Source organism: Streptomyces sp. R28 (genome assembly GCF_041052385.1).
Classification (GTDB): domain Bacteria; phylum Actinomycetota; class Actinomycetes; order Streptomycetales; family Streptomycetaceae; genus Streptomyces.
Window position 1 is genome coordinate 6,242,106 of sequence record NZ_CP163439.1, and the last position, 20,621, is coordinate 6,262,726.

Consider the following 20,621-nt stretch of genomic DNA (forward strand, 5'->3'; position numbering starts at 1 on the left):
CCCGCCTTGCGTGTCGTACCTCACCACAGAGGTCCCATCATGGGGCACGCCAGAATTGATTTGATGAAGGAAAGCCTGGCCGAGGCGACGCAAATCAATTGATTGAGCGGCCTGGAATTGTTCGGCGCCATGATTCGTACCGGTGAACAAACGCCTGCCCCTGTTCGGGCTGCGGACCGTGACAGGGCCGGCACCAAGAGCGACAGCGTCAGCCCTCGTCTTCGGCCTCGCCCTCCTGGCCCGTACGGCGGGCAGGCGTGCCGAGCCGTGGCAGCCGCTCGCCCTCGTTCTCGTCCCGACCCGTGAGCTGGCCCAGCAGGTCACCGACGCGCTCACCCCGTACGCCCGCTCCGTGAGCCTGCGCCTGGCCACCGTCGTCGGCGGGATGTCCATCGGCAGGCAGGCCGGTGCGCTGCGCGCCGGGGCCGAGGTGGTCGTCGCGACGCCCGGACGGCTCAAGGACCTCATCGACCGGGGCGGTCTTCGAAGGATGCATGCTGATGATGGGGCCGCGGGTGATGCCCCCCCCCGGTCTGCAGGCCGCCGCGTTCGAAGCCCTGTCGAAGCTGCCCCGGATCCGCCTGGACCACGACGACGTGGATGTCGCCGGCCGCAGCGCCGTCGGCGTCTCGTGCCCCGAGGTGGACTGGACCTTCCTCTTCGACCGCCGGACGTACGACTACTTGTGGGTGCGGAGCGGCTGGTACTGGGAGACCAGGACTCTGCAGGACCTCCGGGCGGTCGACCGCATCGGACAGTACGCCTGAGCCCGCCTGCCGCGCGGACCGCCTCCCGGCTCCGGCTCAGCCCGAGTGGTTCGCGGTCTTCAGCGCCCTCTCCAACAGCCGGTCGGCCAGGTCCGTGAAGGCGGTGCTCAGGGACTTGTCCGTGGTCCGCTGGGCATACGACTGGAAGACCAGGGCGGCCGTGGCCTGGATGGCCGGGGAGACGCGCTGCGGGTCGACGACGAGCTGCTGCCGGAGCTGGACGGGCATGGGCCACTTCTTCGGCCAGGGCACCTTCGGCGGTTCGGGACAGATGTCGTCCCCGACCTCCTTGACGATGTCGCCGGGCTTCCGTCCCGCCAGACTGGCGGCGATCGTCGCCTCCGCCACCGAGACGGACATGTCACGGACGGCGTGCCACAGGCCGTTACGGGGCGGGAGCGGCTGCGGGTTGAGGCGTGCCCCGTCGCCGGCCGCCGAACGGAAGCCGAGGCCGAGGCCATCGTCCTGGATGGGGTGGGGTGGGACGTCCGGGTCGATGAGCTCCCACAACCGGGGGTCGAAATGGGCCAGCATCTCCATGACCTCGACGGTCAGCGCCGCACGGGAGGCGGTTGCCATGGTGGCTCCCTTCTCTGGATCTCGGGTCTCCGGGACTCGGATGACCGCGTGCGACCGTAGGGCGTGTGGGTACGGCAGTTCGGGTATTCGCCCTTCCGAGGGCGCGGTGGCGGCGCCCCCTGACAGCTGCGGAGTGGTGCTGATGGAAAACGGTTGCAGTCTCGTTATGACAACTGCTTGACGTGACATGGCATCTCCGCGTTGGCTACCGCCACCCGGGTAGTAACGCCGCTCATCGGCTCGGAAGGCACCAGTAGTGAACGCTCGTCCCCCCCACGCCTCGGTCGTACGCCGTATCGGCATAGCCGCCGCCGCGTCCTTCTCGGCCCTTTCGCTCACCGCCTGCGGTGTCATCGACGGTATCGGCGGCGGTGACAGCTCCGCGTCTCCTCAGAAGGGCGACGACATCACGGTGGGTCTCCTCCTGCCGGACAAGGACACGGCGCGGTTCGAGAAGTTCGACTACCCCCTCATCAAGAAGGAAGTCGGCGCCCTCACCGACGGCAAGGGCAAGGTCGCCTACGCCAACGCCGAGGCGAGCACGGACAAGCAGAGCCAGCAGTTCCAGCAGATGATCGACGACCAGGTGGACGTGATCCTGGTGGACGCGCTGGACTCCAAGACCATCGCGTCGGACGTGCAGAAGGCCAAGGACGCGGGCATTCCCGTCATCGCCTACGACCGGCTCGCCGAGGGGCCGATCGACGCGTACGTCTCGCACGACAACGAGCTCGTCGGCGAGGTGCAGGGCCGCTCACTCATCCAGGAACTCGGCTCGAAGGCCGCGTCCAGCAAGGTCGTCATGATGAACGGCGACCCCGCCGACCCGAACACGGCGCGGTTCAAGGAGGGCGCCCTCGACGAGCTCGAGGGCGAGGTGAAGATCGTCAAGCAGTACGACACCGACAAGTGGTCGCCCGAGGTCGCCAAGGCGAACATGGACAAGGCGATCAAGGCCGTCGGGCTGGCGAACATCGCCGCCGTCTACTCGGCGAACGACGGGATGGCCGGCGCCGTCATCGACGCGCTGAAGGAGGCGGGTGCCGCCAAGCTCCCGCCGGTGACCGGGCAGGACGCGAATCTGGACGCGGTGCAACGGATCGTCGCGGGCGACCAGTTCATGACCGTGTACAAGCCGTTCCTGCTGGAGGCCACCAACGCCGCGAAGATGGCCGTGTACAAGGTCCAGGGCCGCGACATCGAGTTCGACGCGCTGACCCAGGACTCGGTCGACAGCCCGACGCAGGAGAACATCCCCGCACAGCTGGTGTCGGTGGTCGCCCTCACGAAGGACAACATCGAGAGCACGGTGATCCGGGACGGCGTCTACACCGCCAAGGACATCTGCACCGCCGAGTACGCAGCGGACTGCGCGGCGATCGGCCTGAAGTAGCCGGCAGCGGACCGGGCCCGTCAGCCCCGTGCGCCCCGGCGGCAGCCCTCCACCAGATCCGCGAACGCCCGGGCCGGCGGGCTGAGCGCGTCCCAGCGGCGTACGGCCCAGCCGACGGGCAGGGGCCGTAGGGCGGGCAGGGGGATCAGGCGCAGATCGCGGTTGCCGTCGATGTCGCTGCCGCCGTCGCCGTCACTGCCGCCGGGGGCGGCGCCGGGAAGGGGGACGCGCAGTCCGGGCAGTGCGGGGACCACCGCCCGCCCGACCCCCAGCTCGGCCAGCAGCAGTGCCGTGTCCCAGTCGGCGACGCTCGTGTCGTGCGCGAACCGGACGCCCAACTCGGCGCAGGCGGCGTCCAGATGAGCGGCCGAGGCGGAGTTCGGCGGCAGCCGGATCAGCCGTACGTCCCGAAGGTCGGCGTCGACATCGACGTACGGCCGCTCGGCGAGCGGATCGTCGGCCCGTACCGCCAGCACCCACGGCAGCTCCACCACCGGCCGCTGCTCGATGCCGCGCACCGGCGGGCCGAGGGTGATCCAGGCCAGGTCGAGCGTGCCGTCGGCCAGCGCGTCGAAGCTGCCGCGGCCTGAACTCACCGTGCGGAACTCCAGGTTGACCTTGGGGTGGCGCCGCCGGTACGCGACGACCGCCTCCGACATGAAGTGCCGTACGGTCGTCGCCCCCGTCGCCACGCGCACGTACCCGCTCTCCCCGTCGACGAGATCCCGCAGCTGTCGTACCGCCAGATCCAGCCCGGACATCCCCTCTGCGGCGGCCGCCTCCAGGACCCGTCCTGCCTGCGTCGGCACCACCCCCCGAGGCTGCCGCTCCAGCAGCGCGACCCCGGTCTCCCGCTCCAGCCGCTTCACATGCTGGCTCACCGCCGACTGGGTGCATCCCAGCTCCCGAGCCACCGAACTCAGACTCCCGGCCCGGCACACGGCCACGAACACGCGTAGGTCATCGAGGGTCACAACACCCAAGCTAACACTTGGAGTTGCGCACAAAACCCAAGGATTGACTGCACTCTGCCCGCTGTACGACGATCCTCAACGGGCCCGGGCGGCAACCCGCTCCCGCCCTCGCCGGAGTCCGGACCGGTGCGGGGGAGGGAGCGGGTGCCGACCCAAGGCGACCGCGGGCGCCGAAAGGACGACACGTGTCGACTCCCACCGTTCGAGCCGAGTTGCTGCTGGAGGATCTCGGTGCCGAGTCCCTGCCGCACCCGGGCGGCACTCTCCTCGCCCACCTGCGCCGGGTGCGGTCCCGCCTCACCCTCTGGGGCGCCCGTCCGGCGCTTCGACTCGCCGGTCTCTGCCATGCGTTCTACGGCACCGACGGCTTCCCGAAGGCCCTGCTGACTCTCGACCGCCGTGCCGAGCTGGAGGGGATCATCGGCGCGGAGGCGGAGTCGATCGTGTACTTCTACGGTGCCTGCGACCGCAAGGTCACGTATCCGGCCCTCGCGGACCAGGGCTCCGACGTCCGCGACCGCTTCACGGGCCGCTCCCACACCCCGGGCACCCGCCTGCGCCGCGACTTCGCCGAGCTCACCGCCGCCAACGAACTGGACCTCACCGACCACGATCCCGCGTTCCGTGAGCGCCACGGGGCCGACCTGCTCGCCCTGTTCCACCGCTTCCGGCCGTTGTTGAGCCAGGCGGCCTGGAAGGACTGCCTGACGCTTGACTTCACAGGACAGTCGCGCCACATTCGCATTTCTGACACATCGTCAGGATTGGCGGACGGGCCAGGCGGGAGCGGCGATCATGACCACTGACGGGAACCCCTCGCGAAGACACGTGCTCGCCGCGGGCGCCGTGGGCACGGCCGCCGCCCTCGGTGTTGCGGGGGCAGCCCAACAGAGCGCCCACGCCGCCGACTTGCCGCTTCTCGGCACGTACGACGTCGTGGTCGTCGGCTCCGGCGCCGCCGGCATGACCGCCGCCCTGACGGCCGCCAAGCAGGGCCTGAGCTGCGTGGTGCTGGAGAAGGCGCCCACCTTCGGCGGGTCCGCCGCCCGGTCCGGGGCCGGGATCTGGATTCCCCACAACTCGGTGATCCTGGCGGCCGGCGTCCCGGACACACCCGCGAAGGCCGCCACCTACCTCGCTGCCGTGGTCGGGCCGGACGTTCCCGTCGAGCGGCAGCAGGCCTTCCTCTCCCACGGCCCGGCGATGCTCTCCTTCGTCATGGCCAACAGCCCGCTGCGCTTCCGCTGGATGGAGGGGTACAGCGACTACTACCCCGAGCTGCCCGGTGGCCTGGCGAACGGCCGCTCCATCGAGCCCGACCAACTGGACGGGAATCTGCTGGGCGCAGAACTGGCCCGTCTGAACCCGCCGTACATGGATGTGCCGGCCGGCATGGTCGTCTTCAGCGCGGACTACAAGTGGCTGGCGCTGGCCGCGGTGAACGCCAAGGGGGCCGCCGTGGCGGCGCAGTGCCTGGTGCGCGGTACGGCGGCGGCCCTGCGCGGTGAGAAGCCGCTGACCATGGGGCAGTCGCTGGCGGCCGGACTGCGCCTCGGGCTGCGGTCGGCCGGAGTGCCAGTGTGGCTGGACACGCCGCTGACCGACCTGTACGTGGAGAGCGGCGCCGTGGCCGGTGCGGTCGTCACCCGGGACGGCGGCCCCGCCCTGGTCCGCGCCCGCCGGGGCGTGATCGTCGGCTCGGGCGGCTTCGAGCACAACGCGGCGATGCGCGAGCGCTACCAGCGCGGGCCCATCGGCACGGACTGGACGGTGGGCGCGAAGGAGAACACCGGCGACGGCATCCAGGCGGGCGCACGGCTCGGCGCCGCCCTCGGTCTCATGGACGACGCCTGGTGGGGCCCGGCGATCCCGCTCCCCGGCCGGCCGTACTTCTGCCTGGCCGAACGCACCCTCCCCGGCGGCCTGCTGATCAACACCGCCGGCGCCCGCTTCGTCAACGAGGCCGCCCCCTACAGCGACGTCGTCCACACGATGTACGACGTCCACGACACCAGCCCGGCCATCCCGTCCTGGCTGATCGTCGACCAGCACTACCGCAACCGCTACCTCTTCAAGGACGTCCTGCCGGCCCTGCCCCTGCCCGCCGCCTGGTACGACTCGGGCGCCGCGCACAAGGCCTGGACCCTGGACGCGCTCGCCACCTCGATCGGCGTCCCGGCGACGGCCCTGCGCACCACGGTGGACCGCTTCAACTCCCAGGCGCTGCGCGGCGAGGACCCCGACTTCCACCGGGGCGGCAGCGCCTACGACCACTACTACACGGACCCGTCCGTCCTCCCCGACTCCTGTCTGGCCCCGCTCTGGCTCCCGCCCTACTACGCCTTCCGGATCGTCCCGGGCGACCTCGGCACGAAGGGCGGCCTCCTCACGGACGCCCGCGCCCGCGTCCTGCGGGAGGACGGCTCGGTGATCCGGGGCCTGTACGCCGCCGGGAACGCGAGCGCGGCCGTCATGGGCCACAGTTACGCGGGCGCGGGCTCGACGATCGGTCCGGCGATGACGTTCGGGTACATCGCGGCGAGGGACATCGCCGGGAGCCGCTAGGCAGCGGGAATCGTCCGCCCCCGGGCAGGGCTCATGCGGGCTTGCGGACGATCAGGAACGCCTGCGGGGACGTCTCGTCGAGCGCCGGGTCCGGTTCGCGGACCGTGCGGGACACGAGGGTGAAGCCGGCCGACGTCAGCAGCTCGGCGATGTGTTCCGGGCGGCGGCGCTGGAAGGTGAGCGAGACCGGGTGGCCGAAGGGCCGGTCGTGGTGGCGGTGTTCGTCGCCGGCCTGGAAGGCGACGAGCAGGGGAGCCCCGGGCGCCAGCACGCGGTGGAACTCGGCGAAGAGGGCCGGGAGCCGGTCCACAGGGGTGTGGATGGAGGAGTAGAAGGACAGGGCACCGGCCAGCGCGCCGTCCGGGACGTCCAGCTCCAGCATCGAACCCTGCTCGAACCGCAGTCCCGGGTTCTCGCGCCGGGCGATGGCGAGCATCGACTCCGACAGGTCCAGCCCGAACACGTTCAGCCCCAGCGAAGCGAGGCGAGCCGTCGTCCGACCGGGGCCGCACCCGAGGTCGGCCACCGGGCCGTCCCCCTCGACGAGTTCGGCGAACACGCCCAGCATGGCCCGCTCCAGGGGCCTGTTCGCGAGCTCCTCCCGGAAGAGGTGCGCGTAGTCCTCGGCGATGGCGTCGTAGAAGGTGCGGGTGGTGGTGAGGAAGTCGGCTTCGGTCATGGCCGGGGACCCTAGCGAAGCCGGTGTCTGCTCGCCTTCGTTTTCCTGCGCGGGCCCTTCACGCCACCCCCATCGCCCGCAGTGCCGCGGCAGCCCCCGCCGCCCCCAGCACCACCACCGGGAACGGGGCCCGCCGCCACGCCAGTACGCCGCCCACCAGCACCCCGGCCGGCCGGGCCCACCCCGCGAAGCCGCCGCCCTCGGTCAGCGCGCCCGTGGCCAGCAGGGCCACCAGCAGGACGATCGCGCCCGCCGAGAGCAACTCCTGCACCCGCGGCGAGAGCTCGACGCGCCCGTGGAGCACCGGCCCGGCCAGCCGGAAGGCGTACGTCCCGACCGCCAGCGTCAGGATCATGGCCACCGTCGCGCTCATGCCGTACGCCTCCCGCCGCCGCGTCCGTAGAGGGCGAGCCCCGCCAGCGCCACCAGCACCGGCACCCCCGCCGGGACGGCCGGCGTCACCGCCAGTGCCAGCCCCGCACCGAGCAGCGCGGACCGCCGGACCGCCGGAGCCTCGCGCAGGGCGGGCAGCACAAGGGCGACGAGGACGGCGGGGAAGGCCGCGTCCAGACCGTAGGTGCCGGTGTCGCCCAACGCGCCGCCGGCCAGCGCGCCGGCCAGGACGCCGAGGTTCCACACGGCGAACAGGCCGAGCCCGAAGATCCAGAAGGCCTCCCGCCGCCGCGCCGGATCCGGCTGGGCGAGGGCGAAGGCCACCGTCTCGTCGGTCACCAGGTGGGCGCCGAGGAGGCGGGCGAGGCGGCCTTGGCCGATGACGTCCGCCACGGCCAGACTGAAGGCCGCCGTGCGCGTGTTGAGCAGCAGCCCGGTGGCCGCCGCCGCGAACGGCCCGCCCCCGGCCAGCAGCACACCGACCGCGCTGAACTGCGCCGATCCCGCGTACACCACCAGCGACATCAGCACCGGCGCCCACAGCGGCAGCCCACCGGCCACCGAGATCGCGCCGAAGGAGACGCCTACGACACCGCTCGCCAGCCAGACGAGTGCACTGTCGCGCACCAGGGGTGCCATCAGAGGGGCCGTCAGGGGTGCCATCATGGGTGTTCGGAGTAGCGAACGCATGTTTTCCAGAATGAACACACCGCGCCCGTTCGTCAAGGCGAACGAACGTACCTGTAGAGCGAACGACGGGAAGTGAACCGCATGAGCGAGCCCCTCACCTGGATCGCCGCCTCACTGCGACGCGAGCGCACCCGGGTCGGGCTGTCCCTGTCCGAGCTGGCCAAACGGGCGGGGATCGCGAAGTCCACGCTGTCCCAGTTGGAGGCGGGCAGCGGGAATCCCAGCGTGGAGACGCTGTGGGCGCTGGGAGTGGCACTGGGCGTGCCCTTCAGCGCGCTGGTGGAGCCGCCGACTCCGGCGGTGCAGGTGATCCGGGCGGGCGAGGGGCCCACGGTCGCGTCCGAACGGGCGGACTACGTGGCCACGCTGCTCTCCGCCAGTCCGCCCGGCGCCCGGCGGGACATCTACCACCTGCGCGCGGAACCGGGCCCGGCCCGGGAGTCGGAGCCGCACATTCCGGGGTCCGTGGAACATCTGATCGTCAGCACGGGGCGGGTGAAGGCGGGGCCGCGGGGAGAAGAGGTCGATCTGGGGCCCGGCGATTACATGTCGTATCGCGGAGATGTGCCGCACTCGTACGAGGCGCTGGCGCCCGGGACGACGTTCGTGCTGGTCATGCAGCACGTGTAAGGCAGGAGTACAGATAAGGCAGGAGCCCCTGCGCCGGATGGCGAGGGGCTCCTTGGGTACTGCTATCAGACGTCGTCAGAGGGGCATCCCTCGGATCAGACGGGGGTGACGTTCTCCGCCTGCGGACCCTTCGGGCCCTGCGTCACGTCGAAGGAGACCTGCTGGTTCTCCTCCAGCGAACGGAAGCCGTTCGCATTGATGGCGGAGTAGTGAACGAAGACGTCGGGGCCGCCGCCTTCCTGGGCGATGAAGCCAAAGCCCTTTTCGGCGTTGAACCACTTCACGGTTCCGGTAGCCATAAGCCCTCCTTGGGCCCAAAGGGTTGCCCTGCTCCAGAACCCTGCAAGTGTGAAAACAAGATGCCGCACAACTGCATACGTCTGAAAACGACGAGAGCCCGCGGTTACATGCTCCGCAGGCTCTGTACTGCAAGGGAAACCAAACTGCAACTTGCGACGAGCCTAGCACGCAGGCAGCCGAAAGCAATAGAGGTCAAGATCACGTCACTCGGACGTTTGAGGGGCGCGTGTCGGACTTGACGAGAGGGGTGAGCCACCCGGGCGCGACCCTGAAACCTGAACGGTACCTCATAGGGTCTAGCCTCGCGATGTGGACAATTCTCGCACCCGGCCACGCGTAGGCCACATCCAGTTCCTCAACTGCCTGCCCCTGTACTGGGGGCTCGCGAGAACGGGCACGCTCCTCGACTTCGAGCTGACCAAGGACACCCCGGAGAAGCTCAGCGAGCAGCTGGTGCGTGGAGATCTCGACATCGGGCCGATCACCCTCGTCGAGTTCCTGCGCAACGCCGACGACCTGGTCGCCTTCCCCGACATCGCGGTCGGCTGCGACGGTCCGGTGATGTCCTGCGTGATCGTCTCCCAGGTCCCGCTGGACGAGCTGGACGGCGCCCGCGTCGCCCTCGGCTCCACCTCGCGCACGTCGGTCCGCCTGGCCCAGCTGCTGCTCGCCGACCGCTACGGCGTACGGCCCGACTACTACACCTGCCCGCCCGACCTCAGCCTGATGATGCAGGAGGCGGAGGCGGCCGTACTCATCGGAGACGCGGCGCTGCGGGCCAACCTCCTCGACGGCCCGCGCTTCGGCCTGGAGGTGCACGATCTCGGCGCGCTCTGGAAGGAGTGGACCGGTCTGCCCTTCGTCTTCGCGGTCTGGGCGGCCCGTCGGGACTACCTGGAGCGCGAGCCGGTCATCACCCGCAAGGTCCACGAGGCCTTTCTGGCCTCCCGCAACCTCTCCCTGGAGGAGGTCGGCAAGGTCGCCGAGCAGGCGGCCCGGTGGGAGGCCTTCGATGAGCGGATCCTGGAGCGGTACTTCACGACCCTCGACTTCCGTTTCGGCGGCCCGCAGCTGGCGGCGGTCGCGGAGTTCGCGCGGCGGGTGGGGCCGACGACGGGATTTCCGGCGGATGTGAAGGTGGATCTGCTTCAGTCGTAGAGGGCGGGAGCTTGCGTATCGAGCTGCCGGCTCCGCACCGAGTCGCAGGTTCGGCACCGAACCGCCGGGTCCGCGCCAACCCGCCGGTTCCGCACTAACCTGCTGGGGAGTTCTACGGGGGAGGGGACGTCATGCAGCCGCTCGGAGTCGACGAGCCGGCCGTCGTCGGGCCGTACCGGCTGCTCGGCCGGCTCGGCTCCGGCGGGATGGGGCGGGTGTATCTGGGCCGCAGCCCCGGTGGTCGTACGGTCGCCGTGAAGATCGTGCATCCGCACTTCGCCCTCGACGAGGAGTTCCGGGCACGCTTCCGCCGGGAGGTGGAGGCGGCGCGCCGGGTGGGCGGTGCCTGGACGGCGCCCGTGCTGGACGCGGATCCTGAGGCCGCGGTGCCGTGGGTGGCCACGGCGTATGCGGCGGGCCCGTCGCTGGCGGCGGCGGTGACGGACTCGGGTGGTCCGATGCCGGCGCACACCGTACGCGTGCTGGGGGCCGGGCTGGCCGAGGCGCTGGCGGCGGTGCACGAGCTGGGGCTGGTGCACCGGGACGTGAAGCCGTCGAACGTGCTGCTGACGCTGGACGGCCCCCTGCTGATCGACTTCGGCATCGCGCGGGCCACGGACGGCACGGCGTCCCTGACATCGACCGGCGTCTCCGTCGGCTCGCCCGGCTACATGTCGCCCGAGCAGATCCTGGGCCAGGGGGCCACGGGGGCGGCGGACGTCTTCTCATTGGGTGCGGTGCTGGCATACGCGGCGACCGGGGAGCCGCCGTTTCGCGGGGACTCGTCGGCGGCGCTGCTGTACAAGGTCGTGCACGAGGAACCCGAACTCGACTCGCTGGAAGGTGAGTTGCGGGAGCTGGTGGAGTCCTGTCTGGCCAAGGAGCCGGGTGCGCGGCCCACACCGGGTGAGGTGGCGCGGCGGCTGGCTCCGGACGGGGCGGCCCGGCTGGTGTCGGGCGGGTGGCTGCCGGGGGCGTTGGTGGAGCAGGTCAGCCGTGGTGCCGTGCAGTTGCTGAATCTGGAGACGGGAGACGACGTCCGGTCGGGGCCGGTCGGATTCGGCCGGCAGGCGACGGGCGGGGAGTTCGGGCCGCCGCCGGTGATGGCGGGGGCCGGGGCGGGGGCGGCATCCGTGCCGGTGTTGCCCGCGGTTCCGGTCGAGGCGCCCGGCATCGTCCCCGAACCGCGCGACGCCCGGCCGCCCCAGGACGCCGTCCCGCCCTCCGACCACCGGCCCGGCAAGCTCTCCCTCTCCGTCGCGGCGGCCTCGACGCCGGGGGAGGGAGAGCGCGGGCGGAGACTGAGCTGCACCGTGGCGCTCGCGGTGGCGGGGGCGTTGGCCGCGGTGACCGTGGGGTCGGTGTTCGTGTTCGAGCTGCTGCCGGGCGGGGACCAGGACCAGGACACCAGCGCGGGTCCCGGCGCCGCCTCGTCCCAGTCGCCGGGCGCGGACGCCGACAGCCCGGTCGGGGGTTCCGTGCCCGCACGCTACCTCGGCACCTGGGAGGGCCGGGCCGCCGCCCTGAACGGTGCGGTGTCGGCGGGCACGTATCGGCTCACGGTGCACAAGGCCGACGTGGGCGGGGAGTTGGGCACACTCCGGCAGACGGACGTGCTCGGCTTCGTCTGCAACGACGTGCTGACCCTGAAGAAGGTGACGGCGAAAGAGCTCGTCGTGACGTCCGTGGGCGAGAAGACCAACCACGGAGGTTGCGTCCCGACCCCGCACACCGTCCGGATCACGCCGACGGGCGACGACCTGGTGTACCGCTCGGAGAGCGATGCGGAGGGGCGTCCCGAGGCGCGGTTGTCGAAGGTCAAGTAGCTCTGGGGGACCCTCTACTGTGGCTGCCCACACGAGCGTGACGACGGGGAAGGCCCACCATGGAGACACTGCAGCCCGACGATCCACGGGAGTTGGGCGGCTACCGGCTGCTGCGAATGCTCGGTGCCGGCGGCATGGGGCGTGTGTACCTGGCCCGTTCCCGCGGTGGCCGTACCGTCGCCGTGAAGGTGATCCGCCCGGATCTGGCGGCGGACGCCGACTTCCGGGGCCGTTTCCGGCACGAGGTCGACATAGCCAAGGCGGTCTCCGGCCGCTACACCGCCCCCGTCGTGGACGCCGACCCGGACGCCGCGCTGCCGTGGCTGGCGACGTCGTACGTCCTCGGCCCCGACCTCACCGGTGTGGTCGCCGCGCACGGGGCGTTGCCGGAGCGCACGGTTCGCGCGCTGGCCGCGGGGCTCGCGGCCGCCCTTGAGGAGGTGCACGCCGCGGGCCTGATCCACCGTGACCTCAAGCCCTCGAACGTCCTGCTGGCCGCCGACGGCCCGCGTGTCATCGACTTCGGCATCGCGCGTGCGGTGGACGGAAGTCGTATGACGCAGACGGGAGTTGTGGTCGGCTCGCCCGGTTACATGCCGCCGGAGCAGGCGCTGGGGCAGGACGTGGGGACTGCCGGCGACGTGTTCTCGCTCGGCGCGGTGCTGGCCTTCGCCGCGACCGGGCGCAGCGCCTTCGGTGACGGTGCCGCCTCGCACGCGGCGCTGCTGTACCGGGTCGTGCACGGGGAGCCGGACCTGACGGACGTACCGCCGTCCCTGCTCGGGCTGATCCGTGCCTGTCTGATGAAGGACCCGGCGCAGCGGCCGGCTCCCGCCGAGATCGTCACGGCACTGGCGCCGGAGGGCGTCGAGGGGGTGCTGAGCGACTGGCTGCCGTCGGCGGTGGCGTCGACCATCGCCACGCACGCGGCGGGGATCCTGGATCTGGAGGCGCCCGAGCAGCCGACGGTGTCCTTCGGGCCGCCGCCGACGGTGGGTGATGCGTCGACGGGCGGCTCGGGTCCGGCTCCGACCCCGATTCCGGGGTACGGGTATCCAGCGGCGTCGGGATACGGCACTCCGTCCAGCGGCACACCCGCGCCGGGCTACGGATACCCGCCCGCCGCCGGCACCCCGCAACCCGGCACGGTCCAACTGGGCTCACCCCAGGCCGGTTCCCCCACCACCCCCTCGCGCCGCCGCGCCCTCGGCCTCGCGCTCGGCGGTGCGGCGGCGGTCGCGGTGGTGGGCGGAGGAACGGCGTGGTGGCTCGGGCGGGACACCGAGACGTCCGGCGGACCGACGAAGGAGCACGGCGAGGTCGGCCAGGGCAGTGGGGGCGGTTCGGCCCAGCCCGCGGCGGAGAACTTCTCGACCCCGCCGGCCGGAGTGGCACCCCAGCCGCTGTGGCACAAGACGGTCGCGGACGACAGCACCCACCCCGACGTACCGCTGCTCGTCCAGGGCGGCCTGCTCCTGGTCAGCGGCGACCCGCTGGTGGCGTACGACGTGAAGACGGGCAAGGCCCGCTGGTCCAAGCCGGAGATCTGCCGCCCCGGCGCCCCGCTCCTCTTCCACGGCGGCAAGGTGTTCCTGTCCGACGGCGACTACGACGGCGTACTCGTCGCGTACGACGTGCGGACCGGCAAGGAAGCCTGGCGCAGCCGGCTCGGCAAGCAGCTGAACGTCGAGGACACGCTCGCCATCGACGACAAGAACGTGTACGTCACCGCCAGCGACTACAGCGAGTCCAAGAGCGCCACCGACTACCGCACGGCGGTCGCCGCGATCAGCCACACCACCGGCAAGAAGGTGTGGCTGCACAAGCGCGACTGGGGCACCGACGACTACGACGTCGAGGGCACCGCCTCCGGCAAGTACCTCGTCTACACCGACTCCAAGAAGAACCTCACCGTCCGGGACACCGCCACCGGCGGACAGTTGTGGACCAAGAAGATCGGCGACGACTGGAGCTGGCGGCCCACGGTCGCGAGCGGCCTGGTCTTCCTGCCGGGCGACAGGCTCACCGCCGTGGACGCGGACACGGGCGCCACCGTCTGGACGCTGTCCCCCAACGGCCGCCGCGGCTTCAAGAACCCGACCGTCATCGACGGCGTGCTCTACGCGAGCGACTACGACGACGGCGTCTGGGCCGTGAACGTGAAGACCGGCAAGCGGATCTGGCTCTGCGACGAACTCGACGTCGAGGGCCCGGAGACGTTCCTGAAGGCGGGGACCACCCTCTACGGCGCCACCGGGTCCCTGGACGGCGGCGTGGTCGCCCTCCAGGCCAGGACCGGCAAACTGCGCTGGACCTTCACCGTCAGCGAGTACCACGGCGACACCTGGCAGATCGCCCTGTCCGGCAACCGCCTGATGGTGACGAACGGTCCGGCGATCTACGCGCTGCCGGCCGTCTGACCCCGGCCCCGCAGCACCCTGCGGACGATCCCCAGCAGCCCCGCCACCAGCCCGAAGACCAGCCCGGCCGCCAGCACGCCCATGAACAGGGCCGGCCAGAAGTCGGGGCCGAAGAGCGGCGGCAGTTCGTCCTCGGTGACCGGATCCGTCACCGGGTACGGGTCGCCGGGGGCGTTGGGTTCGTCCGTGCGGGGGGTCTTGTCGAGGATCGTCATCAGGGCGTCGAGACGTTCGCCCAGGAGGTGGTCCTCGGCCTCGTCCGCCTGGTCGTCGCCGTACGTGATGGATTCCGGCAGGTCGTAGAGGAGGCTGTAACCGTCCAGCCTGAGGCCGTGGTTGAAGACGTCGATGTAGCCGCTCGCCGGGTCGGCGACCACGTACACCCCGTCCTCGCCCAGCTTGTCGTGGACCGCCGCGGCGAACGCCTCCTCGTCGCCGCCGGACTCGTCCTCCGTCAGCTGCGGGACGAGTGAGACGAAGACCGGGCCGCCGTCCTGCGAGCGTTCGAACGCACGGATGCGGTCACGGAGCCGGGCCGACCGGCCGGAGCCCAGGACCCGCGGGCTCTCCGGGTCCTCGTACACCGGGTCCTGTGCCAGGCCCTCCGCCACCCGGTCGAGGCGGGCGTTGAGGTCGATCGCCCTGGGCCTGGGAGACCAGCTCGACCTGGTCTCGTCGAAGACGAGGGGGGCGCCCACGGCGATCGCGACGGCGGAGGCGAGCGCCAGGACCGGGAGGGTACGGCGCAGGGCGCGGCTCGCCTTGACCTCCTTTCGCGAGGCGGCCCCCGTGGTTGCGGCGGCCCTCGGGAGGCGGTGCCACCAGCGTCGTACATACGGGACCAGCAGCAGGATCAGCAGCGGTACGCCGGTGAGCAGGACCCCGGTGAGGGACGACTGGTCGCTGCGGTCGGACGGCCCGATGTACAGGGCCGCGGGCTCTTCACCGTCGTCGTACCTCGCCCGCGCCGCCTCCGCCCGCTCTGCGGCGGCCTTCTCATCGCCCTGCGCGATGACCTCGGCGAAGCGCTCGAAGCGGCGCAACGGGCCCGCGTCGTAGGGGACTTCGTAGAGCGCGACCGTCCCGGCGTCGTCCGCCGGGACATCGACGCCGTGCGCCACGGCATCCGCCACCTGCGACTCGTCGATGAGCACGTACAGCCCGTCCCGGCCGAGTCGCTTGTGGACCGCGTCGAGCAGGCCCGGGTCTGTGGCGCTCAGGGCCGGGAGGACGATGACGTACGTCGGTACGCCGGTGCGCTCGGCCACCTCGGCGAAGGCGGGGGCCGTGGACTGCGGGACCTCGCGGGGGAACTGATCGGTGACGTAGACCGGGTTCGTGCGGAGGCGGTCTGCGAGATGGGCGGCCTGGGCGCTGGTGTCGGTGGCCGCCCGGGCCGGGGTGGTGGCGGTTGCGAACAGGGCGGCCAGGGTGCAGAGGGCGAACAGCATGCGCGCGGTGCGGGCGCGCCGTGCGTGTCGGGTCATGCGTATGCCGTATGCCCTGCCTGTGCGCACTGCTGCCGTCCCCCGTGTAGCGCCGAACTGCTGTACTGCGGCACTCTACTGAGCTTCGCCGGTGTGAAATGGATCAAGGGGGTTCGGGTATGCGGATCAAGGGGGTTCCGGTATGCAACCGTCGTTCATGAGGACAGCAAGAGGTACGGCGGGATGAGCACCGCCCTGCTGGTTCTCGTCGCCGCGCTCTGGGGCGCGGTGGCGGGGGCGTCGCTGCCTCGGGCCGCCTACCGGTTCTCCGTTCCGGAGGAGGAGGGCTGGCGGGATCGGTGTCCGGGCGGGCATCGGGTCCGCGGGTGGATCGGGCGGGCCCGGTGCGGGGAGTGTGCGGGCACCCGGACGTACGGGCCCAGCGCGGCCCCCATGGCCACCGTCACCGCCCTCGTCTGCGCCGCCCTCGCCGTCGCCACGGACACCCGGCCCGAGCTGGGCGTCTGGCTGCTGCTGGCGCCCGTCGGCGTACTGCTCACGGTCGTCGACTTCCGGGTACGGCGGCTGCCCAACCCGCTGACCCTCACGCTGGCGGGCGCCGCGCTCGCGCTGCTCGGCCTGGTCGCCCTCGTCCCCGAGCACGCCGGTGACTGGCCCACCGCTGTGTGGGCCACGCTCGCGCTCGGCGCCGGCTACTACGTGCTGTACCTCGTCAACCCCGGCGGCATGGGCTTCGGCGATGTGAAGCTGGCGCTCGGGGCGGGGGCGGTGCTGGGCTGGTACGGCTGGTCGACGGTGATGCTCGGCACCTTCGCCGGGTTCCTGTTCGGGGCGCTCTACGGCTGGGCGCTCGTCCTCCTGCGCCGGGCCGGGCGCAAGTCGGCGATCCCGTTCGGGCCGTTCCTGGTCGGCGGGGCGTTCGTGGGGCTGCTGATGGGGGCGTACGCGGCGTGAGCACCGGGCGCTCACGCGCTCTGGCCACCGGGTGCCTACGCGGTCCGACCCCCGAGGCGGGCGCGGCCTGACGTCCGGCACCCGAAACGCCTGGCGTAGGCTGGTTCGGTCCGTCCAACCCCTTGACGAAAGGGACGCCCCGGTGACCGAGAAGGCCGACCTTCAGTCCGTCCTCGACCGTGCCGCAGCGGGCGGACGCATCACCCCCGAGGAAGCGCTCGACCTCTACCGCGACGCCCCGCTGCACGCGCTGGGCGCTGCCGCCGACGCCGTACGCCGCCGCAGGTACGCGGGTACCGAGCACATCGCGACGTACATCATCGAGCGCAACATCAACTACACGAACGTGTGCGTCACGGCGTGCAAGTTCTGCGCCTTCTACGCCGCCCCCAAGGACCAGGCCAAGGGCTGGACCCGCGACCTGGACGACATCCTGCGGCGCTGCGCCGAGACGGTGGAGCTGGGCGGCACCCAGATCATGTTCCAGGGCGGTCACCACCCGGACTACGGCGTCGAGTACTACGAGAAGCACTTCAGCGCCATCAAGCAGGCCTTCCCGCAGCTCGTCATCCACAGCCTGGGGGCGAGCGAGGTCGAGCACATGGCCCGGATCTCCGGTGTGTCGGTCGAGGAGGCCATCACCCGGATCCACGAGGCCGGCCTCGACTCCTTCGCGGGCGCCGGCGCCGAGCTGCTGCCCGCGCGGCCGCGCAAGGCCATCGCCCCGCTGAAGGAGAGCGGCGAGCGCTGGCTGGAGATCATGGAGGCGGCGCACAACCTCGGTGTCGAGTCGACGTCGACGATGCTCATGGGCACGGGCGAGACCAACGCCGAGCGGATCGAGCACCTGCGGATGATCCGTGACGTCCAGGACCGGACGGGTGGCTTCCGGGCCTTCATCCCGTACACCTACCAGCCCGAGAACAACCACCTCAAGGGCCGTACGCAGGCCACGCTCTTCGAGTACCTGCGGATGATCGCCATCGCGCGGCTGTTCATGGACAACATCCAGCACATCCAGGGGTCCTGGCTGACGACCGGCAAGGAGGTCGGCCAGCTGTCGCTGCACTACGGTGCCGACGACCTCGGCTCGATCATGCTGGAGGAGAACGTCGTCTCCTCGGCCGGCGCCAAGCACCGTTCCAACCGGCTGGAGATCATCGACCTGATCCGCAAGGCGGGGCGGGTCCCGGCACAGCGGACGACGACGTACGAGCACATCGTGGTGCACGACGACCCGGCGAACGACCCCGTCGACGAGCGGGTCGCGTCCCACATCTCGTCCACGGCGATCGAGGGCGGCACGGCCCACCCCGAGCTGAAGCTCCTGGCCTCCAACTGACGTACTCGTGCTGACGATTCACGCCGACTCCAGGGGCCACGCGCTCGTCGTCGAGGGCGACTGGATCGCCGATGCCGGACCGCTGGAGGAGCTCGTCGCCGCCCGTCCGCGGGCGCGGGTGCGGCAGTGGCCCGGCATTCTGACGCCCGGGCTGATCAACATCCACGGCAACGAGCTGCTGGAGGAGGCCTACCACCCCGATCCGCGCGAGGCCGACGAGCTGGGCACCGAGCCGCTGACCGGGGACGCGCTGGCGGCGCTCACCATGGACGACGCCCGCTGGGGCGCGAGCGCCCGGCGCGGGGTGCAGCGGATGCTGGCGTACGGCACGGTCCGCGCCGCCTGTGAGGAACTGCGCAACCGCGCGGTGCGGGATGCCGTGCGGCGCACCGGTCTGGCGGTGATGGGCCGCATCGGGCGCCCCGACGGCGTTCCCTCCCTCGATCCGTACGCCTCCGGGTGGCCGGTTGATTTCCCGCCCCCGCGCGAGCGCGGGTCCGCCGCCCGGTTCGCCGTGTTCGACGTACGGGACGAGGCCGAACTCGCGGAGCGCGGCGCGGGCACGTGCGTGGCGACCGTGGTGGACGGGCGGATCGTGTACCGACGCCGGTAGGTCTTGGCGCGGGGTCCCGGAAGGGTCCTGGCGCGGGGTCTGACACGGGGCCTGACACGGGGCCTGACACGGGGTCCTGGATCGGCGGCCCGGCACGGGGTCAGCCCGAGAACGCCTCCGCGAACGCGCCCTCCTCCTGGTCGACCCCGCTGCAGTTCGTCAGCGGGTCGTCCGAAGAGGAGCCGTCCGCGCAACTCCGGTCCCGGAACGTCGCCCACATCGACACCCACCCGATCCCCTTCTCCTCGGCGAACTCCCGTACCTGCGCCGCGTCGTCGAGGGTGAACGTCTCGTTGTCGACGTCGTTGACGCCGAGCATCGAGGTGAGCGCCATGGCACGCCAGGCGGTCGCGTCGGAGGTGCCGAAGATCTCCTGGAGCTGTGTGTGCGTGGCCTTGGCGGAGGTGAGGGCGTAGTCGCCCATGTCGCCGGTGTACGACTCGCCGTAGTTCATCGTCATGATGTTGACGGTGGAGACCTGGACGTCGTGCTCGTTGGCGGACTCCAGCAGCGCCACGCTGTCGTCGTCGAGTCCTGAGGGCATCACCGGCAGGGTGAACGAGACCTCCAGATCGCTGCGTTCCTTCTGCAGCAGCGCGATCGCCTGCGAACGCAGGTCCACCGAGTCGGAGTCGGTCAGCTCATCGCCCTCGATGTCGAAGTCGGCCTGCGACGAACCGGCCGCGTCCAGTGCCTTCCCGTACGCCGCCGCCAGTTCGGACGCGCTGTCGCAACTCGCCGCCAGCTCCTTGCCGGAGGCGCCGCCGAAGGAGACCCGGACGGTGGCGCCGTCCTGGGTGAGCCGCGCGATACGGGACTTCGTGGCCGAGTCGGTGATGGTGGTCGAGCCGTTCCACTTGGGGGTGCAGTCGCTGCCGTCCGAGATCACGAAGGCCAGGTTGTACGTCGCCGGGGAGCCGGCGGAGTCGTTGTCGGAGGCCTCGTTGGAGCTGACGTAGGGGGCGTACGACGTGCTCGACGAGGCCGATTGGGAGGCTGAATCGGAGGCCGATTCGGAGGTGGAATCGGAAGGCGATGCGCTGGGCTGCCGCGGGTTCGGCGGTGCCGCGTCCGTCGTGTCGTCGGAGCCCGCGGAGCACCCCGTGATGGCCAGTGCAAACATGCAGGTGAGCCCGGCCGTCGCTGTCAGGAAACTCCGCATTGCGTACGTACCCGCTTTCGTGATTTCGATCCCTTTCGAAAGACCTCATACGTCTCCCGGGCGGAAATGTCTCACACTCCGCCGGGGCCTGGGCCTTCAACTCCTTTCACAGAGCTGTGAGGTGCGTAGGCGTTCGCGGGAACTCTCAGGAAGTGGATAGGTTAAGGCGTTTCTCATGGGCGTCTCACACGAAGTACAGAGCCGTGGGCACATAAAGGTTCCCTAATGTCCGGGGAATGCATTCCGAGCCTGCCATCGAAAACCGCGCCGCCGAACCTGTGCGCGGTCGCCGCCGCAAACGCGGCAACGGGTCCGTCGAGGGGCCCGTGTTCGTTGACAACTCCGGACGCCGCTCCAAGCTGCTGCGTCGTATCGGCCTTCTGGTCGGCGTCGCCTGCCTCGGGTACGCGGTCGTGCTGGGCATGGCCTTCATGGGCGTCGGCACCTCGCTGACGCCGTCCGAGCTGCTGCCCTTCGCGGGCGGCGGCCCGGCCGGTGCCCCGAACTCCGGCCCCGGTGGCGCCCAGCCCCAGGGCGGTGTCGGCACCCCGCCCACGAAGCCCACCGGGACGCCGCCGACGGGCACCGCGACCGGCGAGCCGCCCACTTCCGCCCCGAGCGTGTCCGCCTCCGCCTCCGCGGCCGCCGCCAACTGACCGGGACGCACCCACACTCATGACAACGACGACTCCCTCACGCGGCCGCCGCCGCGCCCCCACCCGAATCCA

Annotated in this window: 20 protein-coding genes and 1 pseudogene; 13 read left to right on the forward strand and 8 right to left on the reverse strand. The window is 71.2% G+C overall.

From position 1 onward, the window contains the following. Positions 1-220 precede the first annotated feature (220 nt). Both AB5J49_RS27990 and AB5J49_RS27995 read left to right on the forward strand, forming a co-directional pair. Positions 221-478: pseudogene (locus AB5J49_RS27990) on the forward strand (DEAD/DEAH box helicase); the annotation flags it as partial. Between the two features lie 40 nt (positions 479-518). Further along, a complete protein-coding gene (locus AB5J49_RS27995; RefSeq protein ID WP_369175504.1) occupies positions 519-767 on the forward strand; it encodes a hypothetical protein in 249 nt (82 codons plus the stop codon). A 36-nt stretch (positions 768-803) separates the two neighbouring features. Here the strand turns inward: AB5J49_RS27995 and AB5J49_RS28000 are convergent, their stop codons facing one another. Then, the gene (locus tag AB5J49_RS28000) at positions 804-1,346 is read right to left on the reverse strand and encodes a hypothetical protein (protein ID WP_369171544.1); all 543 of its coding nucleotides are present in this window, start codon (positions 1,344-1,346) and stop codon (positions 804-806) included. A gap of 256 nt (positions 1,347-1,602) precedes the next feature. Here AB5J49_RS28000 and AB5J49_RS28005 point away from each other — a divergent pair, with 256 nt between their 5' ends. Further along, entirely contained in the window at positions 1,603-2,739 is a 1,137-nt protein-coding gene (locus AB5J49_RS28005; RefSeq protein WP_369171545.1) for a sugar ABC transporter substrate-binding protein, read from the forward strand. Positions 2,740-2,759: 20 nt separating this feature from the next. Here AB5J49_RS28005 and AB5J49_RS28010 read toward each other — a convergent pair whose 3' ends face one another. Further along, positions 2,760-3,713, reverse strand: a complete 954-nt coding sequence (locus AB5J49_RS28010) for a LysR family transcriptional regulator (RefSeq protein WP_369171546.1) — start codon at positions 3,711-3,713, stop codon at positions 2,760-2,762. 185 nt (positions 3,714-3,898) lie between these two features. Here AB5J49_RS28010 and AB5J49_RS28015 point away from each other — a divergent pair, with 185 nt between their 5' ends. Next, positions 3,899-4,519: a DUF6817 domain-containing protein gene (locus tag AB5J49_RS28015; RefSeq protein WP_369171547.1), complete on the forward strand. Its 621-nt coding sequence runs from the start codon at positions 3,899-3,901 to the stop codon at positions 4,517-4,519. Further along, positions 4,509-6,278 (forward strand): 3-oxosteroid 1-dehydrogenase, encoded by a 1,770-nt coding sequence (gene kstD / locus AB5J49_RS28020; RefSeq protein ID WP_369171548.1) that lies wholly within the window; start codon positions 4,509-4,511, stop codon positions 6,276-6,278. Before AB5J49_RS28015 ends, kstD begins: the two co-directional genes overlap by 11 nt. Before the next feature lie 31 nt (positions 6,279-6,309). Here the strand turns inward: kstD and AB5J49_RS28025 are convergent, their stop codons facing one another. From AB5J49_RS28025 to AB5J49_RS28035, 3 genes are read right to left on the reverse strand one after another with little or no spacing between them, the layout of a single operon-like run. Beyond that, positions 6,310-6,957, reverse strand: a complete 648-nt coding sequence (locus AB5J49_RS28025) for a class I SAM-dependent methyltransferase (protein ID WP_369171549.1) — start codon at positions 6,955-6,957, stop codon at positions 6,310-6,312. 58 nt (positions 6,958-7,015) lie between these two features. After that, positions 7,016-7,330 (reverse strand): AzlD domain-containing protein, encoded by a 315-nt coding sequence (locus tag AB5J49_RS28030; protein ID WP_369171550.1) that lies wholly within the window; start codon positions 7,328-7,330, stop codon positions 7,016-7,018. After that, the gene (locus AB5J49_RS28035; protein WP_369171552.1) at positions 7,327-7,989 is read right to left on the reverse strand and encodes an AzlC family ABC transporter permease; all 663 of its coding nucleotides are present in this window, start codon (positions 7,987-7,989) and stop codon (positions 7,327-7,329) included. Before AB5J49_RS28035 ends, AB5J49_RS28030 begins: the two co-directional genes overlap by 4 nt. Positions 7,990-8,121: 132 nt before the next feature. Here AB5J49_RS28035 and AB5J49_RS28040 point away from each other — a divergent pair, with 132 nt between their 5' ends. Beyond that, positions 8,122-8,670, forward strand: coding sequence for a helix-turn-helix domain-containing protein (locus AB5J49_RS28040; RefSeq protein WP_369171554.1), 549 nt, complete (start codon positions 8,122-8,124; stop codon positions 8,668-8,670). A 95-nt stretch (positions 8,671-8,765) separates the two neighbouring features. Here AB5J49_RS28040 and AB5J49_RS28045 read toward each other — a convergent pair whose 3' ends face one another. Continuing rightward, the gene (locus AB5J49_RS28045) at positions 8,766-8,969 is read right to left on the reverse strand and encodes a cold-shock protein (protein ID WP_007490911.1); all 204 of its coding nucleotides are present in this window, start codon (positions 8,967-8,969) and stop codon (positions 8,766-8,768) included. Positions 8,970-9,279: 310 nt separating this feature from the next. Here AB5J49_RS28045 and AB5J49_RS28050 point away from each other — a divergent pair, with 310 nt between their 5' ends. From AB5J49_RS28050 to AB5J49_RS28060, 3 genes are all read left to right on the forward strand, one after another. Next, entirely contained in the window at positions 9,280-10,128 is an 849-nt protein-coding gene (locus AB5J49_RS28050; protein ID WP_369171556.1) for a menaquinone biosynthetic enzyme MqnA/MqnD family protein, read from the forward strand. Between the two features lie 131 nt (positions 10,129-10,259). Beyond that, positions 10,260-11,954 carry a serine/threonine-protein kinase gene (locus AB5J49_RS28055; RefSeq protein ID WP_369171557.1) on the forward strand — a complete coding sequence of 565 codons (1,695 nt, stop codon included), beginning with the start codon at positions 10,260-10,262 and terminating at the stop codon, positions 11,952-11,954. Positions 11,955-12,013: 59 nt separating this feature from the next. Continuing rightward, positions 12,014-14,374 carry a PQQ-binding-like beta-propeller repeat protein gene (locus tag AB5J49_RS28060; protein ID WP_369171559.1) on the forward strand — a complete coding sequence of 787 codons (2,361 nt, stop codon included), beginning with the start codon at positions 12,014-12,016 and terminating at the stop codon, positions 14,372-14,374. Here the strand turns inward: AB5J49_RS28060 and AB5J49_RS28065 are convergent. Further along, the gene (locus AB5J49_RS28065; RefSeq protein WP_369171560.1) at positions 14,353-15,861 is read right to left on the reverse strand and encodes a hypothetical protein; all 1,509 of its coding nucleotides are present in this window, start codon (positions 15,859-15,861) and stop codon (positions 14,353-14,355) included. The two genes, AB5J49_RS28060 and AB5J49_RS28065, sit on opposite strands and share 22 nt — an antisense overlap. Before the next feature lie 183 nt (positions 15,862-16,044). Here AB5J49_RS28065 and AB5J49_RS28070 point away from each other — a divergent pair, with 183 nt between their 5' ends. The 3 genes from AB5J49_RS28070 to AB5J49_RS28080 all read left to right on the forward strand — a co-directional run bounded on the left by AB5J49_RS28070 (position 16,045) and on the right by AB5J49_RS28080 (position 18,731). After that, positions 16,045-16,776 carry an A24 family peptidase gene (locus AB5J49_RS28070; protein ID WP_369171561.1) on the forward strand — a complete coding sequence of 244 codons (732 nt, stop codon included), beginning with the start codon at positions 16,045-16,047 and terminating at the stop codon, positions 16,774-16,776. Between the two features lie 142 nt (positions 16,777-16,918). Further along, positions 16,919-18,118, forward strand: coding sequence for a cyclic dehypoxanthinyl futalosine synthase (mqnC, locus tag AB5J49_RS28075; protein WP_369171563.1), 1,200 nt, complete (start codon positions 16,919-16,921; stop codon positions 18,116-18,118). Positions 18,119-18,125: 7 nt separating this feature from the next. Continuing rightward, entirely contained in the window at positions 18,126-18,731 is a 606-nt protein-coding gene (locus AB5J49_RS28080; protein WP_369171564.1) for a hypothetical protein, read from the forward strand. A gap of 100 nt (positions 18,732-18,831) precedes the next feature. Here AB5J49_RS28080 and AB5J49_RS28085 read toward each other — a convergent pair whose 3' ends face one another. Further along, entirely contained in the window at positions 18,832-19,893 is a 1,062-nt protein-coding gene (locus tag AB5J49_RS28085) for a chitinase (protein WP_369171566.1), read from the reverse strand. A 236-nt stretch (positions 19,894-20,129) separates the two neighbouring features. Here AB5J49_RS28085 and AB5J49_RS28090 point away from each other — a divergent pair, with 236 nt between their 5' ends. Next, complete coding sequence (locus AB5J49_RS28090) at positions 20,130-20,549, forward strand: hypothetical protein (protein WP_369171567.1); 420 nt, start codon at positions 20,130-20,132, stop codon at positions 20,547-20,549. Positions 20,550-20,621 lie beyond the last annotated feature (72 nt).

What these genes read in the sequence shown, in the direction of transcription:
- AB5J49_RS28070 (WP_369171561.1), top strand. Translation starts at nt 16,045, where the DNA reads ATGAGCACCGCCCTGCTGGTTCTCGTCGCCGCGCTCTGGGGCGCGGTG.
- AB5J49_RS28060 (WP_369171559.1), top strand. Translation starts at nt 12,014, where the DNA reads ATGGAGACACTGCAGCCCGACGATCCACGGGAGTTGGGCGGCTACCGG.
- AB5J49_RS28045 (WP_007490911.1), bottom strand. Translation starts at nt 8,969, where the DNA reads ATGGCTACCGGAACCGTGAAGTGGTTCAACGCCGAAAAGGGCTTTGGC.
- AB5J49_RS28065 (WP_369171560.1), bottom strand. Translation starts at nt 15,861, where the DNA reads ATGACCCGACACGCACGGCGCGCCCGCACCGCGCGCATGCTGTTCGCC.
- AB5J49_RS28025 (WP_369171549.1), bottom strand. Translation starts at nt 6,957, where the DNA reads ATGACCGAAGCCGACTTCCTCACCACCACCCGCACCTTCTACGACGCC.
- AB5J49_RS28030 (WP_369171550.1), bottom strand. Translation starts at nt 7,330, where the DNA reads ATGAGCGCGACGGTGGCCATGATCCTGACGCTGGCGGTCGGGACGTAC.
- AB5J49_RS28090 (WP_369171567.1), top strand. Translation starts at nt 20,130, where the DNA reads ATGCATTCCGAGCCTGCCATCGAAAACCGCGCCGCCGAACCTGTGCGC.
- AB5J49_RS27995 (WP_369175504.1), top strand. Translation starts at nt 519, where the DNA reads ATGCCCCCCCCCGGTCTGCAGGCCGCCGCGTTCGAAGCCCTGTCGAAG.
- AB5J49_RS28055 (WP_369171557.1), top strand. Translation starts at nt 10,260, where the DNA reads ATGCAGCCGCTCGGAGTCGACGAGCCGGCCGTCGTCGGGCCGTACCGG.
- AB5J49_RS28000 (WP_369171544.1), bottom strand. Translation starts at nt 1,346, where the DNA reads ATGGCAACCGCCTCCCGTGCGGCGCTGACCGTCGAGGTCATGGAGATG.
- AB5J49_RS28085 (WP_369171566.1), bottom strand. Translation starts at nt 19,893, where the DNA reads ATGCGGAGTTTCCTGACAGCGACGGCCGGGCTCACCTGCATGTTTGCA.
- AB5J49_RS28035 (WP_369171552.1), bottom strand. Translation starts at nt 7,989, where the DNA reads ATGGCACCCCTGGTGCGCGACAGTGCACTCGTCTGGCTGGCGAGCGGT.
- kstD (WP_369171548.1), top strand. Translation starts at nt 4,509, where the DNA reads ATGACCACTGACGGGAACCCCTCGCGAAGACACGTGCTCGCCGCGGGC.
- AB5J49_RS28040 (WP_369171554.1), top strand. Translation starts at nt 8,122, where the DNA reads ATGAGCGAGCCCCTCACCTGGATCGCCGCCTCACTGCGACGCGAGCGC.